Raw genomic sequence first — 14209 nt, forward strand, 5'->3', positions numbered from 1 at the left:
GTCCGCGTCTGGACAAGACGTCGACGAAGCAGCGGTAATTTCCGCTCATAAAAAGCAGGGCGGAGCACTTGCTCCGCCCTGCTTTGTCTCTCCGTACAGACCGTCCGAGAAACCCAGGAAAGGCCGAGATGCCGAGCTCGCCCACCGTCGTCGTACCTTCCACACTGCCGACGATCGCGCTGCTGGACGAGCGGCTGCGCACGACCAGCATCTGCCTCGCCGTGCGCTACGGCTCCCGCGACGATCCGGCGGAGCACGGCGGGCTCGCCCATCTGCTGGAGCACACGCTGATGTCGGCCCCGCTGGACGGGCGTCCCTCCTTCTGCGAGCAGGTGGAACGGCTCGGCGGCCACGCCAACGCCGAGACCGGTCTCGACATCATGCTCTTCTACGCCCAGGTGCACGCCGACGACGCCGACACGGTGGCACGACTGCTGCACCAGGCCGTACTCCGGCCCGAGTTGACCGAAGCGGTCCTCGACACCGAGCGCGACGCGGTCCTGCAGGAGCTCGCCGCGGCGCAGGCCGACCCGGGCGACGTCGTGCAGGACGCCTTCCTGGCCCGGCTGTTCCCCGGCCACCCGCTGGGCCGGCCGGTCGGCGGCGACGTCGAACAGATCCGCCGGACCACCCTCCTCGACGTACTGGTCGGACACCGCACCAGATTCCTCACCAGCGCCATGACGCTGGTCGTGACCGGGCCCCGGCTGCCGCGTCTCGACGGCCTCGGGCGCACCGTGCCGGCCGCCGCCGTCCCGCCGCCCGCCGAGGCCCTGGCCCCTCTCGCCGAGCCCGCCGACGCTGCCGTGACCTGGCCCGACGAGTACGGCTGGGTCTGCGTCGGAGCCCGCTCCACCGGGGCCGACGACCCGCGGCGCCGCCGCTTCGCGATCCTGGCCCAGTTGCTCGGCGACAGCCCCTCGTCCCCGCTCTACCGCAGACTGCGCAACGAGGCCGGACTGGCCTACACGTTCGCGTGCTGGGACCGCGGCTACCAGGAGGCGGGCGCATGGCGGGTCCTGGTCGGCATCGAACCGGGCAACGGTGAAACGGTCGTCGGCATCGTGCGCGAGATCCTGGCCGAACTGGCGTCCGCCGGACCGGACCCGGACGACCTGGCGGCCGCCCACCGACAGGCCAGGATGCGGCTGATCCTGGACAGCGAGTCGCCGCTGGACCATCTGCGCATGGTCGCCCAGCGCAGCCGCGCCGGCACCACCGCGTGGTCGTTGGCCACGGAGCTGGCGGCCCTGGACGCCGTCGACGCGGAGCAGGTCCGCGCGGCGGCGGCCGAGGTGCTGGGCGAACTGACCGTCGTCGTACGGCCGGAGGCGTCATGAGCACCCGCACCAGCGTCTCCCCCGCCTACCTCGCCTGGGCCCAGGAGCAGCGGATGCGGGCCGAGATCGACCACCACGTCTATGTGGCGGGAGCGCAGACCGACCCCATCACCCAGGAAGAGGCCTGTCTGGTGGAGTACGCCGCCCCGGAGCTGCTGGCCACTCCAGCCGCCCTGGCCGAGCTGGAACGGCAGCTCGCCGCCGCCCACCCCGAGGCCACGGAGCTGCTGCTGCGCGCGCCCGGCGACACCCGACTGCCCGCACCGTGGCGGCCGTCCCTCAGCTATGTGCGCCACACCGGCGCCGCGGCGCAGGCCCCCCGCCCACCGGCCGGCCTCGCCATCACCGCAGCCGGACCGGAGCACGACCCGCTCATCGCGGGCTGGCTGGCCCGCGCGATCGCCGACGGCTACGGATACGGGCCCGAGGACGTGCGGACCGGAGAGCTCATCGACGCCGCGGCCACCGACGTACTCGACGCCCCCGGCCGGGTCTCCTTCCTGCTGACCCGTGACGGCCGCCCGGTCGGTCACGCGACCGTACTGACCGACGCCCAGGACGAGGTCACCGGCGCCGAGTTCGTCGACCTGTTCGACCTGCTGGTCGAGGAGAGCGACGTCGTACGGCCCGGCACCACGGCACTGGTCGCCGCGTGCGCCGCCCTCGCCGCCGAACGGGAACGGCCGCTGTTCGGCAACGTCGTGCACGACAGCGCCGGCCCCGACAGCGGCGCCCGCGTCGTGGCGTCCCTGCTGGAGCGCGGATGGTGCCTCGACCACCGATTCTGGCGCCGCCCCCGCCCCGACGAGGAGACCTCCGTATGAGTACCCGCGCCCGCGCCGACTCGGTCGATCTGCCGCTGCTGTACCGGCTGTTCGACCTCTCCCCCGACGACGACCTGCGCTTCCTGGTCCGCCGGGCCAGGGCCACCCGGGAAGCCCTCGTCCAGCTGGTCTTCTCGGTCGCCGAGCGGGCCGGGCACCGGCTCGGCACCGGATCCGCCGACGAACTGCGCCGCGCCCGGACCCGGGCCGACGGCTACCACCGTCTGCACACCGCGGTCTCGGCCGCCCACCCCGTACGCGTACTCAAGGGACCGGCGATCGCCCAGCACTACCCCGAAGGCGTCCTGCGGCCGACGGGCGACCTCGATCTGGTCGTCTCCGGCGAGAGGGAACTCTGGAACGTCGTCCGGGTGGTGCTCGACCACCAGAGCGTCGACGCGATCGACTACTCGCTGATCGACGGCGAGCACCGGCACATGATGGCCACCCTCTCCTGGGCGCCGCTGGACCCCCTGCTCGACCGCGATGCCAAGATCGAGGTGGGCACCGCCGCCTACTTCGGGGACGGCGCGGTGCTGCCCGTACGCTCCCGGCCCCCGGCGGACGAGGTGCTCACCGGCCTCCTCGCGATCGCGGAGGAACGCTTCCAGCGCGCCTTCCACGCCGTCGACGCGATCGACGCGATCGTCCTCTCCCAGATCGGCCCGGACTCGGTCGCGGACGCCGAGGCGACGGTCCGCGAGTTCCGGCTGGCCCCGGAGGTGGCGGAACTGCTCGCCCACGCCGGACGGTGCGCGCCGCTCGGCCCCTTCGAGGAGCTCCGCCGAAGGCTGGAGCCGGCCGCCGAACAGGAGCGAGAGCTGCGCGGCGCGGCCACCGCCCGAGGCGCCGCGGCCCAGCGGATCCGCTACGGCATGGAGCTGCGCCGGGCCGACCGGTCCGACTGGCGGCGCGCGGTGGAGCACCACGCGGGCGGCGACACCCTGATGCTGACCCCGGTCGGCGACTACCTGCTGGTCGAGTCCGAACTGGTCGCGCCGGACCGCTACGAAGCGGCCCTCGCCGCCCTCCCCCACCTGCCCGAAGGACCACGATGAGTGCCATCGAGATACGCGCGCTGTGCCGCGACTACGGCGTGGGCCGGGCCGGCGACAAACGCACCCAGGCCCTCAGCGACGTCGACCTGACCGTCGAACTCGGCGAGGTACGCGGCCTGGTCGGCCCCAACGGCGCGGGCAAGACCACCCTGTGCAAGATCCTTTCGACCGTACTGGAGGCAACCTCCGGCAGCGCCAAGGTCCTGGGCCACGACGCCGCCACGGATGCGGCGGCCGTCCGCCGCCACATCGGGATCGTCTTCGGCGGCGACCGCGGTCTGTACGGACGGCTCAGCGCCCGGCAGAACCTGCGTTTCTGGGCCGCCATGTACGGACTGCACGGCGCCGCGCTGCGGCTGCGGGCCGACGAACTGCTGGAGCGCCTCGGCCTGGCCGACCGCGCGGGCGACCGCGTCGACACCTTCTCGCGCGGTATGAAACAGCGGCTGCACCTGGCCCGCGGGCTGGTCGGCGACCCGCGCGTGCTGCTCCTGGACGAGCCCACCGTGGGCATGGACCCGGTGGCCGCCCGCGACTTCCGCGGACTCGTCGGCGAGATGCGCGCGGAGCGCAGGACCGTGCTGATCACCACGCACGACATGGCCGAGGCCGAGGCGGTCTGCGATCTGGTGACCATGATCGACCGGGGCCGCGTGCTCCTCACCGACACCCCCTCCGCCATCGGCGAGGTGGTGCCCCGTCACGAACGCGTGGTCGCGGGCGCGGTACCGGCCCAGACACGGCAGGCGCTCACCGAGCTGCCGGGCGTCGTCTCCGTCGAGCGCGAGCCCTCCGGCCGGCTCCGGGTGGAGACCTCCGACGCCGCGGTGACCCGTACCGTACTGCGGCTGCTGGTGGAGGCAGGCGTGTCCGAACTGTCCACCCAGCGGCCGAACCTGGAGGACGCCTACCTCCACCTCATCGGCGACCGCGGGATGGCGGTCGGCTGATGCGGATCTTCCTCACCGGCTTCCGGTTCCAGCTCAGGGTCGCCTGGAGCTCCCCGGACACCTTGCAGATCTGGGTCACCGCCCCGCTGTTCACGCTGGTCTTCATGGCCATCGCGGAGCACGCGGAGCGGCCCGACCTCGCCCCGTTCGCCATCGTGTCCCCCACCCTCATGTCGCTGTGGACCCTGGCCCTGTTCATCGCCGGCGAGCTGATCGGCGACGAGCGCAGGTCGGGCACCCTGGAAGCGCTGATCGCCGTACCGGCGCGGCTCTCCACCCTGGTGATCGGGCGGATCTGCGCGGTGACCACCCTCGGTCTGCTCTCCTTCGCGGAGGCGTGGCTGGTCGCCGGGCTCGTCTTCGACCGGTGGCTGGCGGTGCGCCACCCGCTTCCGTTCGTGCTGTGCCTGGTGGTGACCGCGCTGGCGATGGCCGCCACCGCGACCATCTTCTCCCCGCTGTTCATCCTGATGCCCTCGGCCCGCACGGTCCAGAACACCCTCACCTACCCGTTCTACCTGCTCAGCGGTGTCCTCATACCCGTGGCGATGCTGCCGTTCTGGCTCCGGCCGGCGTCCCACCTGATCTTCCTCTCGTGGAGCGGCGACCTGCTGCGCGACAGCCTGGCCGCCCCGGCCCCGCACGACGTCGCCGCCCGCCTGACCGCCGTCCTGGCGCTGGGCGTCGCGAGCCATCTGATCGGAATGGCGCTGCTGCACCGCGTGCTGCGCCGAGTCCGCCGACTAGGAACGCTGTCCCATTCATGAGCCTCACGACATCGATCACCGCGCCCGCGCGCATCATCCGCTACAGCGCCGCCAACGCGCTGGCCGACATGCGCCACATGTACACCTGGAAGACCTGGACGTTCGGCTGGCTAGGCCGGATGCTGGCCCAGGTCACCTTCTTCGCCTTCTTCGGCCATGTCATCGGATCCGCCGACCAGACGCGCTATCTGCTCGTCGGCAACGCGGTCATGACCTGCGTCATCGAATCGATGATGGTCGTCGTCTCCACCACCTGGGAACGACGGGTCGGCACCCTCACCCTGCTGTCCGCGGCCCCGGCCCCGCTCTCCTGGGTGTTCATCGGCCGCAGCCTGCAGTGGCCGGTGAGCGGCACGGTCACCTCGCTGGTCGCGCTGTTCGGTCTCGGACCGGCGTTCGGGGTGAACTGGCGGGCCGGGCAGATCCTGCCCGTGGTGGCACTGGTCGTCCTCACCGCGGCGAGCACCTACTGCTTCGGCCTGTTCGTCGCCGCGGTGGCCTTCAACGCCGACGGCGCCCGCAACATCGTCTCCAACGCCACGTATCTGCTCATGATGGCGGTCTGCGGAGTCCAGGTGCCGACCTCGTACTGGCCCGACTGGGTACGGGCGGTGGCGCAGGCGATCCCCCTCACCCAGACCCTCAAGGCGATACGTTCCGTCAGCGGCGGCACCGGGCCCGCCCTGGTCCCCGCCTGCTGGGCCGTGCTGCTCGGCATCGGCTGGCTCGTCGCGGCCTCCTGGATGTTCCGCCTGATGGCCCGTCGGGGCCGCCGCTCCGGCTCGATGGGAACGGGTGCCTGACGTGACCCGGACACCCGCCACCCGCGTACCACCGACCGACGCCGTGGTCCTGGACTGCGACGGCACCCTCGTCGACACCCAGACGCACTGGGACCGGGCCTGCGCGGCCGTCTGCGCCCGGCACGGAGTGTCGCTGGGCGACGCGGACCGACTGGCCCTGATCGGACTGCACCTCACGGAGCTGGGCCGGGCACTGGGCCGACTGCTCGGCCGCCCGGCCGAGCACGAAGCGCTCGCCGGACAGGTCCGCGCACTCGTCGCCGCCAGCCTCGACGAAGGCGTCACCGCCATGCCGGGCGCGGCCGAGTTCGTCGCCCGGCTGTCCGCGACCCGCCCGCTCGCGGTGGTCTCCAACTCGCCGCGCCACGCCGTCGTCCACCACCTCGAACGCGTCGGCCTCGCCGCCGCGTTCGAGCTGATCCTCGGCAGCGACGACGTCGACCGCCCCAAACCGGCCCCCGACCTCTACCGCACCGCCTGCGAACAGCTCCAGGTCGCACCCGGCCGCGCGGTGGCGGTGGAGGACTCGGCGATCGGCATCCGCTCCGCCCGCGCCGCGGGCTTGTACGTGGTCGCCGTCCACTCCTCCCCCGGCGCGGCCCTGACCGGCGACGCCGTCTACCCCACCCTGGCCGACCCGGGGCTGCTGCGGAGCCTGGCCCCGGGCCGGATGCGGCTGCCGGTCAGCTGACCGCGGCCGCGAACATGCCGACCTCGTAGGAACCTCCCTTCTGGTGCACCATCACAGCGAGCCGGTTGGCCGCGTTGATCATGGCGATCAACGAGACCAGCGCGGCGATCCCGTCGCTCTCACCGGCGGCCGCGGCCTCCTTGATGTGCATATCGATGCACCAGCCGCAGCCGTTGATCTGGCCGGCCCGCAGCGACACCAGCTCCTGCGTCGAACCGCGAAACTCTCGCACATGCACCAGGAAACCACCCTGCGCCGCTAAGGAACGACGTAAGTCACCTCATACAAAAAGGAGTTGAGGCCTGTTCCCTCGCACCGAGCGTGGATAGCCTCGGCTCATGGCGCCTCCGGCCCCCGTATTCGTCAATGTCCGTGACTTCAACGCCATTCCCGGCCCCGCCGGCCGCTCGACGTGTTCGGACGCGTTCCAGAATGCCGTGGACGCGCTCGACGAGAACGTCGGCGGGGTCGTCTTCGTCCCCGCCGACCCCCAGCCCTATGAATTCCTGCGCTCCGTACTGGTGGACCGCAACCGGGTCCGCATCGTCGGCGAGGGCGGGCGGACGAGCGTGCTGCAGGCCGTCGGGGCCACGCCTGCGCTGACCTTCGGGCTCCGCCGGGTCACCCATGGACAGCCGCTCAGTGACGGCCATTGGGCGGACCTGAGGGGCATGCTCGACACCTCGGTCACCGACCAGCGGTGGGGCTGCCGCACCCGCGTCCCCTCCCCGGTCGCCGGAGGGCCGACGAGCGAGGCCACGGTGACCCTCCCCTGCTCGCCTTTCCAGTTCGGCCCGACGGACGGCGATTACTGGTCGGATGTCCGTCAGCTGACCGTGGATTTCGTCATCCGCAACGACGTCATGCCCTGGTCGGTACAGCCGCTGTTCGGCATGGTCGACGCGTTCCACCGGCCGTCCCCGTTCTACGCGTACGTCAACGCGAACGAGAACCCGCCCGCGGTCGTCTTCGCGCTCCTCACGAGCGACGGCCTGCACCGCGAGATCCGCATCCCCTTCGACCCCACCCAGCCCGTACTGCGCTGCTCCTTCCAACTCGACCTGGACGCCCGCACGGTGACCGCGTGGACGAACCGGCAGCAGGCGACGCGACGGGTACAGGTCCAGCCGGATCTCTCGCTGATCAACGACGGGTGGGCCCCGAAGGAGCCCGGCCGGGACCTGGCGTTCACACCCAACTGGTACGCCCCGTTCCGGCTCGCCGCCATCGGGCCGAACTCGTCCGGCCGGGCCGGAATCCCCGGCAACGAGAACGATCCGGTGGACCTCACCTTCGGCGCGCTGCGGTTCTCCGACGTCCTTCGCTACCGGGCCCTGGCGGAGGGGCAGGAACAGGAAGACGCGAACGGCAAGGTCGACGACCTGCGGTGCCTCACGGTCGAGAGCCATGTCTTCGGTGCCCTGACGATGAGGGAGCAGGTGCACAAGAACGCCGCGGGCGTGCCCGATCTGCAGATTCTGTGGGAAGGGGACCCCGGGGTGTTCGGGCGCGGATTCCTCGTCCCGAACGATCTGCGCGAATACGTCGAGGGCAACGGATGCGAGAAGCTGAACGTCAGGGGTTTCTCGTTCGCGCCGAAAGCGACACACTACGGGCAGGCCATCGGTCTCGGTCTCGTCTACAACTTCTCGATGGACAGCGTCGTGGTGGAATTCGGCGCTCAGGGGCTGAGTTCGCACCACTTCGGAGTCAACTATCCGGTGTCGCTGCGCTCCTGCCACTTCGCGCACCAGACCGACTGCGCCATCTACAGCTTCGGCCAGTACACCACCGCCACCGATCTGACACTCGGCTACTACGGACGCTCCGCGTTCAAAGCCCTCCGATCGCGCGTCGCCTACCGCGACGTCCCCTGCACCGACTCCGCCGTGTGCGAATCGGTGGTCAAGCTGTTCCAGACGGAAGCCGTGCTCGACAACTGGATGATCGACTTCGAGGGCTTCCATGCGGACCTGCCGCGTGACAGCTACATCTGGGCGAGCCTCGCGGACGACATCGGAGGGCCGACCCAGCTGGTCGTACGCGACTGCGTCGGAAGCGCCGGAGGCGAACACACCGTCGCGATCCGGCTCGTCGGCAGCGAGCGCGGGGCACTTCCGGACGTGCACAAGGGCGTCGGCTGGTGCAAGGTCGAGCGGTCGTTCAACCATCACGCGGATCCTCGTATGCCGGCTCTGATCGCGGTGGACGGCCCGCTGTGGCAAGGCCTCTACGAAGGCCTGCCACCGACGGGCAAGGCCCTGGTCATCAACACGGCCACCCCCGGCGCCTCCGCCAGGATCGGTATCGGGACGGTGCCGCCTGCGGTGTCGGCGCCGCCGCTCGCCTCCTGGCCGTACGACCCGCTGCCGAGCCTCCCCGGCTTGATCGGCTACTACCGCGCCGATGCCCTCCACGACGGTGACGGCAACCCTCTGAGGGACGGAGCTGCCGTCACCGAACTCCAGGACCTGAGTCCGGCCCACCACCACGGTGCTCCCACGGGCAGTCCGGCCGTCTTCGAGAGCGCTGCCGTCAACGGCCTCGCGGCACTGCGGTTCACCGGTGGCCAGTACGGCTTCCCCGCCATGCAGGGCACCAGCGGCGCCGCGACGTGGTTCTTCGTCGCGAAACGCCTGCCCACGTTCGACTCGGCACCCGGGCGGCCCGGCGCGCTGCGCAGCAACGGGCAGGGCTGGCAGCTCGACTACCTGCTCATGTCACGCACGGCGGAGTCGGACAACGACTGGGCGGTGTACGCCGTCCGTTGCACCGCGGGTGCGGCCCGCAGGCTCCAGACGTACACCAACGGGTACCCGTACGAGCTGCGCAGGGACGACCGCGTCCGTACCGTCGGCTGGTCCACGCCGGTCCTCGGCTACCGCGCCGACCACGGTCACGCGCTGCAGGGACTCGTGGCCACCGCGGTCGTCTGCGACGCGGCACTGAGCGACCAGCAGGTGGCCGACACCTGCCGCTACCTGGTCCATCGCTACCAGATCCCGGTGTGACGGGGCCGGACGGTCAACTCGCGCGTCAGGCCGGTATTGGCGAGCGGCGCCTCGCCGAAAATCTGTAATCTCCCCCCATGCCCACTACCCCGGTTCGTGTTCGCTTCGCTCCCTCCCCGACAGGAATGTTCCACGTCGGCGGGGCCCGGTCCGCTCTCTACAACTGGGCCGTCGCGCGACAGTCCGGCGGCACGTTCGTCCTCCGTATCGAAGACACCGACGCCGCGCGCAACAGGCCCGAGTGGACGGACGGGATCATCGGGGCGCTCGCGTCGATCGGCATCTCCCAGGCCGACCCCGCCTTCGAAGGGCCGTACTTCCAGTCGCAGAACGCCGACCGGCATCGCGAGGCCGCGCAGCGCTTGTACGCGTCCGGTCACGCCTACTACTGCGACTGCACCCGGGAACAGGTCCAGGAGCGGACCGGGTCGCAGCAGCTCGGGTACGACGGGTTCTGCCGGGAGCGCGGTCTGGAGTACGCGCAGGGGCGGGCGCTGCGGTTCCGTACGCCCGACGAGGGCGCGACCGTGGTCGTGGACCTGGTCCGGGGCGAGCCGGCCTTCCCGAACTCCGCCATCGAGGACTTCGTCATCGCGCGTGGTGACGGATCACCCGTCTTCTTGATCGCGAACGTGGTGGACGACCTGGCCGAGGGGATCACTCAGGTCATCCGGGGCGAGGAGCACCTGTCGAACACGCCGAAGCAGCAGCTGCTGTGGGAGGCGCTCGGTGCGACGCCGCCGGTGTGGGCGCATCTGCCCGTGATCGTCAACGACAAGCGGCAGAAGCTCTCCAAGCGGCGCGACAAGGTCGCGTTGGAGGACTACCTCGCCGAGGGCTATCTGCCGAAGGCCATGGTGAACTATCTGATGCTGCTGGGTTGGGGCCCCGGCGGCGACATGGAGATCCGGCCGCAGGAGGAGCTGGAACGCCTGTTCCGGGTGAAGGACGTCAACGGCTCCTCGGCGTTCTTCGACGTGAAGAAGTTGTCCGCCTTCAACGGCGCGTACGTACGCGATCTGTCGGTCGACGAGTTCATCGAGGCGTGCGGTCGGTGGCTGACCGAGCCGTACGCGACCTGGTCACCCGAGTCCTTCGACGCCGCCGCCTTCGCGACCGTGGCACCGCTGGCACAGACACGCATCACCGTGCTCAGCGAGATCACCAAGTACGTCGACTGGCTGTTCCTCGACGAGCCGGTGGACGACGAGGCGTCGTGGACGAAGGCGATGAAGCCGGGCGCCGAAGCGATCATCCAGGACACCCGGGAGCGCTACGCCGCGGCGCCGTGGGACACCGACTCCCTCAAGACAGCCCTGGAGGAGGTGGCCGAAGCCCACGGCCTCAAACTGGGCAAGGCCCAGGCCCCGGTACGCGTCGCGGTGACCGGCAGGACGGTTGGCCTGCCGCTCTTCGAGTCGCTGGAGGTCCTGGGGCGCGAGCGGACACTGGCGCGACTGGATGCCGCACTGACGAGGCTCGCCAAGTAGCTCGGTCAGGCCCCGTCGTCCACGTCCTCCCGCAGCCCCGCCCGGTCGTGGAGGCGGCGCAGCGGCCCAGGGGCCCACCAGTTGGCGCGGCCTGCCAGGCGCATGAACGAGGGGACCAGTACCGCGCGGACCAGTGTCGCGTCCAGGATCACCGCCAGGGCCAGGCCGACGCCGAGCAGCTTCAGCAGCGTCACCCCGGAGACCGCGAAGACGAACAGGACCACGGCCACCAGGACCGCCGCGGCCGTGATGATGCGGCCGGTGTGCTGGAGGCCGAAGGCCACCGACTCCGTGTTGTCGCCGGTGCGCATGTAGCGCTCGCGGATACGGGACAGCAGGAACACCTCGTAGTCCATGGAGAGGCCGAAAGCCACGCAGAAGGTCAGGATCGGAATGGTCGCGTCCAGGGTGCCGGTGTGCAGCGGGCTGCCCACCAGGAACGACAGGTGGCCCTCCTGGAAGACGAACACCATCGCCCCGAACGTGGCACTGAGGCTGAGGGTGTTGAGCACCAGCGCCTTCAGCGGCATCAGCACGCTCCCGGTGAACAGGAACAGCAGCACCAGGGAGAAGCCCACCACGATCCCGATCGCCGCCGGAGTGGCCCGGGTGATGGCCGCGGTGCTGTCCCTGACCTCGGCGGCCCGTCCGCCCACCCACACCCCCTCGGTGCCGTCGGGCGGCGCCACCTTCCGCAGACGGCCTACGAGTCGGGTGCCGGCGGACGAGTCCTGCTCCACCGAGGAGACCACGGAGAGCAGAGCCGTATCGCCGTCCACCAGCGCGGCGGCACCCGCGCCGGGCTCCTGGACCCGGCGGCCGGCCGCGTAAGAGCCGGTGGACGCGGTCACCTGGCGTACGCCCCGCACGGTGGACAGTGTGCGGGCGTAGGAATCCAGGCCGCGCCCCGCGCCCTCGACCACCACCGGGACCGTGCCCAGCACGCCCGCGTCGAAGCGGTCGCGCAGCAGCTGCGTGGCGCGGTGCACCTGGGAGTCGGCGGGCAGCGAGCGGTCGTCGAAGAGACCGGCGGAGACCCGGGTGAACGGGGAGGCCAGGACGAGCAGCAGTACGATCACGGCCCCGCCGTAGAGGGCCGGGCGGCGCATCACCGCCATCGCGAACCGGTACCAGCGCCCGTCCTGCGGAGCGGCGGGCGGCGCGGCACCGCGCCACCGGGCGAAGACGTCGTAGCGGTTGACCCGGTGGCCCACGACGGCCAGCAGCGCGGGCAGCACGAAGACCGCGCCCGCGGCGGCCGTGAGGACCACCGCGATCCCGCCGTACGCGAAGGACCGCAGGAAGAACTGGGGAAAGACCAGCAGGGCGACGAGGGACAGGGCCACGGTGAGCGCGGAGAACGCGACCGTCCGCCCGGCCCTGCGCACCGTGGGCACCAGGGCCTCGCGCACCGTGGCGCCCCCGCGCAGCTCCTCACGGAAACGGGCGAGGATGAACAGGCTGTAGTCGATGGCGAGCCCGAGGCCGAGCGCGGTGGTGGAGTTCATCGAGTACACCGAGATCGACACGGTGCCCGCCAGCGCGTTGAGCACGGCCCGGCTCACCAGGATCGACAGCAGCGCGATGACCAGCGGCAGAGCGGCGGCCACAGCGCTGCCGAAGATCAGCAGGAGGAGCACCAGGGTGATCGGCGTGGCTATCGCCTCGGCGAGCAGCAGATCGTGGGCGGTCTGCTTGCCGACCTCCGACTGCACCTGCGCGGACCCGGCCGCCATCACCGTCACCCCCCGCGCGTGCCGCCGCACGTCCGGCACCAGCCGCTCCGCGGTCTTCGCCCGGTCGTCCTCGTCGCCGCGCAGGGAGAGGGTGACGAGCCCGATGGAGCCGTCCCGGGAGCGCAGCGAGGGCGCGCGCCCGGCTGTCCAGTACGAGGTGGCCGCGCGCACGCCGGGGGTCCGTTCCGCGCGCCGGGTCAGCTCTGAGCCGAGGGAAGTCAGCTGCGCCGAGTCGACCGGACCGGCGCCGCGCAGCAGCAGAACGAGGTCGTCGTCCGCGGCGGGGAAGTGCTCGGCCACCAGGCGCTCGGCACGGGAGGACTGCGCCCCGGGATCCGCGAACCCGCCGTGGACCAGCCGGTTCTCCACCCCCAGGCCGCCGATTCCCGCCAGTACGACGACAACCGCGCTCACCCACAGCACAGCCACGCGCCGCCGGTACAGCGACGCGCTGACGCGGTCGAACATGGGGGGTCCTCCGATCGTCAACCGGGCGTTGCTCCGAGGTACCGCACGGACCGGTGTCCTGTCAGCGGCACAACTCGGCCACCTTTCCGGCCTGTTCGGTTGATGGGCCGGGCCGGCCTGGCGATACTGGCTGGCGCACGGCGACGCCGAGGTGAGTGGGGCCCATGGATCAGGAACGCGCACTCCTCGACCTGCTCGACCTGGACCCCGTGCCCGACCGGGGCGAGGGCGAGCACTTCCTCGGACCGGCTCCCCTGGAGCCCTCCTCCCCCGTGTACGGAGGACATCTGGCCGCCCAGGCGCTGGCCGCCGCCGGCCGTACGGTGTCCGACGGGCTGGACGTGCACTCGATGCACGCTCACTTCACCCGGCCCGCTGTGCCGAACACGCCCTTCGAGCACCGGGTCGAACGGGTCAAGGACAGCACTGCCTTCGCCGCCCGACGGGTGTGTACGAGCCAGCGTGGCCGGGAGGTGTTCTCCCTGACCGCCTCCTTCCACCGGCCCGAGACGGGCCTCGCCCACCAGGACCCCATGCCTCCGGTTCCGGCTCCGGAGGACCTGCCCACGTACGAGGAACGGCTGACCAAGGCGTTCGGCGCGCAGGTGTCGCCCCTGGGCAAGCCCTACGACCAGCGCTTCGTCGGGCCGTTGAGCTTCGACGTGGAGAAGGACCCGTCGCTGGCGTCCGCCCGGACCCAGGTGTGGGTGCGCACCAAGGGCAAGCTGTCCCCCGGGGCGGGCGGCGACCGCGAACGGCTGCTCCACGCCTGCCTCCTGGTCTACCTCTGCGACGTCACCATGCTGGAGACCGTGCTGGTGCGGCACGGCGTCTCGTGGTTCCACGCCAGTGGCCGCAGCATCGACTACACGGTGTGGATCCACCACCCCTTCCGTGCGGACGACTGGCTGCTCTGCGCCCACGAGACGCCAGTGGCCGCCGGAGGGCGTGGCCTCGTCCTCGGCCGGGTCTTCACCCGTGACGGGATCCTGGCCGCCACTCTCGCCCAGGAGGGACTCCTGCGCGTGAGCGGCGGCCATGGGCAGACCGTTTGAGCCACCCCGTACGGCA

11 protein-coding genes and 1 pseudogene are annotated in these 14209 nt (G+C 71.2%); 10 read left to right on the top strand and 2 right to left on the bottom strand.

Annotated features, from left to right (window positions below):
* The first annotated feature begins 128 nt into the window (after window positions 1-128).
* From OG965_RS04795 to OG965_RS04825, 7 genes are read left to right on the top strand one after another with little or no spacing between them, the layout of a single operon-like run.
* Entirely contained in the window at window positions 129-1340 is a 1212-nt protein-coding gene (locus OG965_RS04795) for a M16 family metallopeptidase (RefSeq protein ID WP_371649439.1), read from the top strand.
* Entirely contained in the window at window positions 1337-2164 is an 828-nt protein-coding gene (locus OG965_RS04800) for a hypothetical protein (protein ID WP_371649441.1), read from the top strand. Before OG965_RS04795 ends, OG965_RS04800 begins: the two co-directional genes overlap by 4 nt.
* A complete protein-coding gene (locus OG965_RS04805) occupies window positions 2161-3222 on the top strand; it encodes a hypothetical protein (RefSeq protein WP_371649443.1) in 1062 nt (353 codons plus the stop codon). Before OG965_RS04800 ends, OG965_RS04805 begins: the two co-directional genes overlap by 4 nt.
* Window positions 3219-4172 (top strand): ABC transporter ATP-binding protein, encoded by a 954-nt coding sequence (locus OG965_RS04810; protein WP_371649445.1) that lies wholly within the window; start codon window positions 3219-3221, stop codon window positions 4170-4172. The genes OG965_RS04805 and OG965_RS04810 overlap by 4 nt, the downstream gene beginning before the upstream one ends.
* Window positions 4172-4939: an ABC transporter permease gene (locus OG965_RS04815; RefSeq protein ID WP_371649447.1), complete on the top strand. Its 768-nt coding sequence runs from the start codon at window positions 4172-4174 to the stop codon at window positions 4937-4939. The genes OG965_RS04810 and OG965_RS04815 overlap by 1 nt, the downstream gene beginning before the upstream one ends.
* Entirely contained in the window at window positions 4936-5742 is an 807-nt protein-coding gene (locus OG965_RS04820) for an ABC transporter permease (protein ID WP_371649449.1), read from the top strand. Before OG965_RS04815 ends, OG965_RS04820 begins: the two co-directional genes overlap by 4 nt.
* A 1-nt stretch (window position 5743) precedes the next feature.
* Complete coding sequence (locus OG965_RS04825; RefSeq protein WP_371649450.1) at window positions 5744-6433, top strand: HAD family hydrolase; 690 nt, start codon at window positions 5744-5746, stop codon at window positions 6431-6433.
* Here the strand turns inward: OG965_RS04825 and OG965_RS04830 are convergent.
* A pseudogene (locus OG965_RS04830) lies at window positions 6426-6689 on the bottom strand (carboxymuconolactone decarboxylase family protein); the annotation flags it as partial. The gene OG965_RS04825 and the pseudogene OG965_RS04830 sit on opposite strands and share 8 nt — an antisense overlap.
* A gap of 82 nt (window positions 6690-6771) precedes the next feature.
* Here OG965_RS04830 and OG965_RS04835 point away from each other — a divergent pair.
* Window positions 6772-9444, top strand: a complete 2673-nt coding sequence (locus OG965_RS04835) for a hypothetical protein (protein ID WP_371649452.1) — start codon at window positions 6772-6774, stop codon at window positions 9442-9444.
* A 125-nt stretch (window positions 9445-9569) separates the two neighbouring features.
* Entirely contained in the window at window positions 9570-10934 is a 1365-nt protein-coding gene (gene gltX, locus OG965_RS04840; RefSeq protein ID WP_371656843.1) for a glutamate--tRNA ligase, read from the top strand.
* A 5-nt stretch (window positions 10935-10939) separates the two neighbouring features.
* Here the strand turns inward: gltX and OG965_RS04845 are convergent, their stop codons facing one another.
* The gene (locus tag OG965_RS04845; RefSeq protein WP_371649454.1) at window positions 10940-13138 is read right to left on the bottom strand and encodes an MMPL family transporter; all 2199 of its coding nucleotides are present in this window, start codon (window positions 13136-13138) and stop codon (window positions 10940-10942) included.
* A 164-nt stretch (window positions 13139-13302) separates the two neighbouring features.
* On the opposite strand from OG965_RS04845, the gene OG965_RS04850 reads away from it, so the two are divergent.
* Complete coding sequence (locus OG965_RS04850; protein WP_371649456.1) at window positions 13303-14193, top strand: acyl-CoA thioesterase; 891 nt, start codon at window positions 13303-13305, stop codon at window positions 14191-14193.
* Window positions 14194-14209: the final 16 nt, after the last annotated feature.

Source organism: Streptomyces sp. NBC_00224 (assembly GCF_041435195.1).
Lineage (GTDB): Bacteria > Actinomycetota > Actinomycetes > Streptomycetales > Streptomycetaceae > Streptomyces.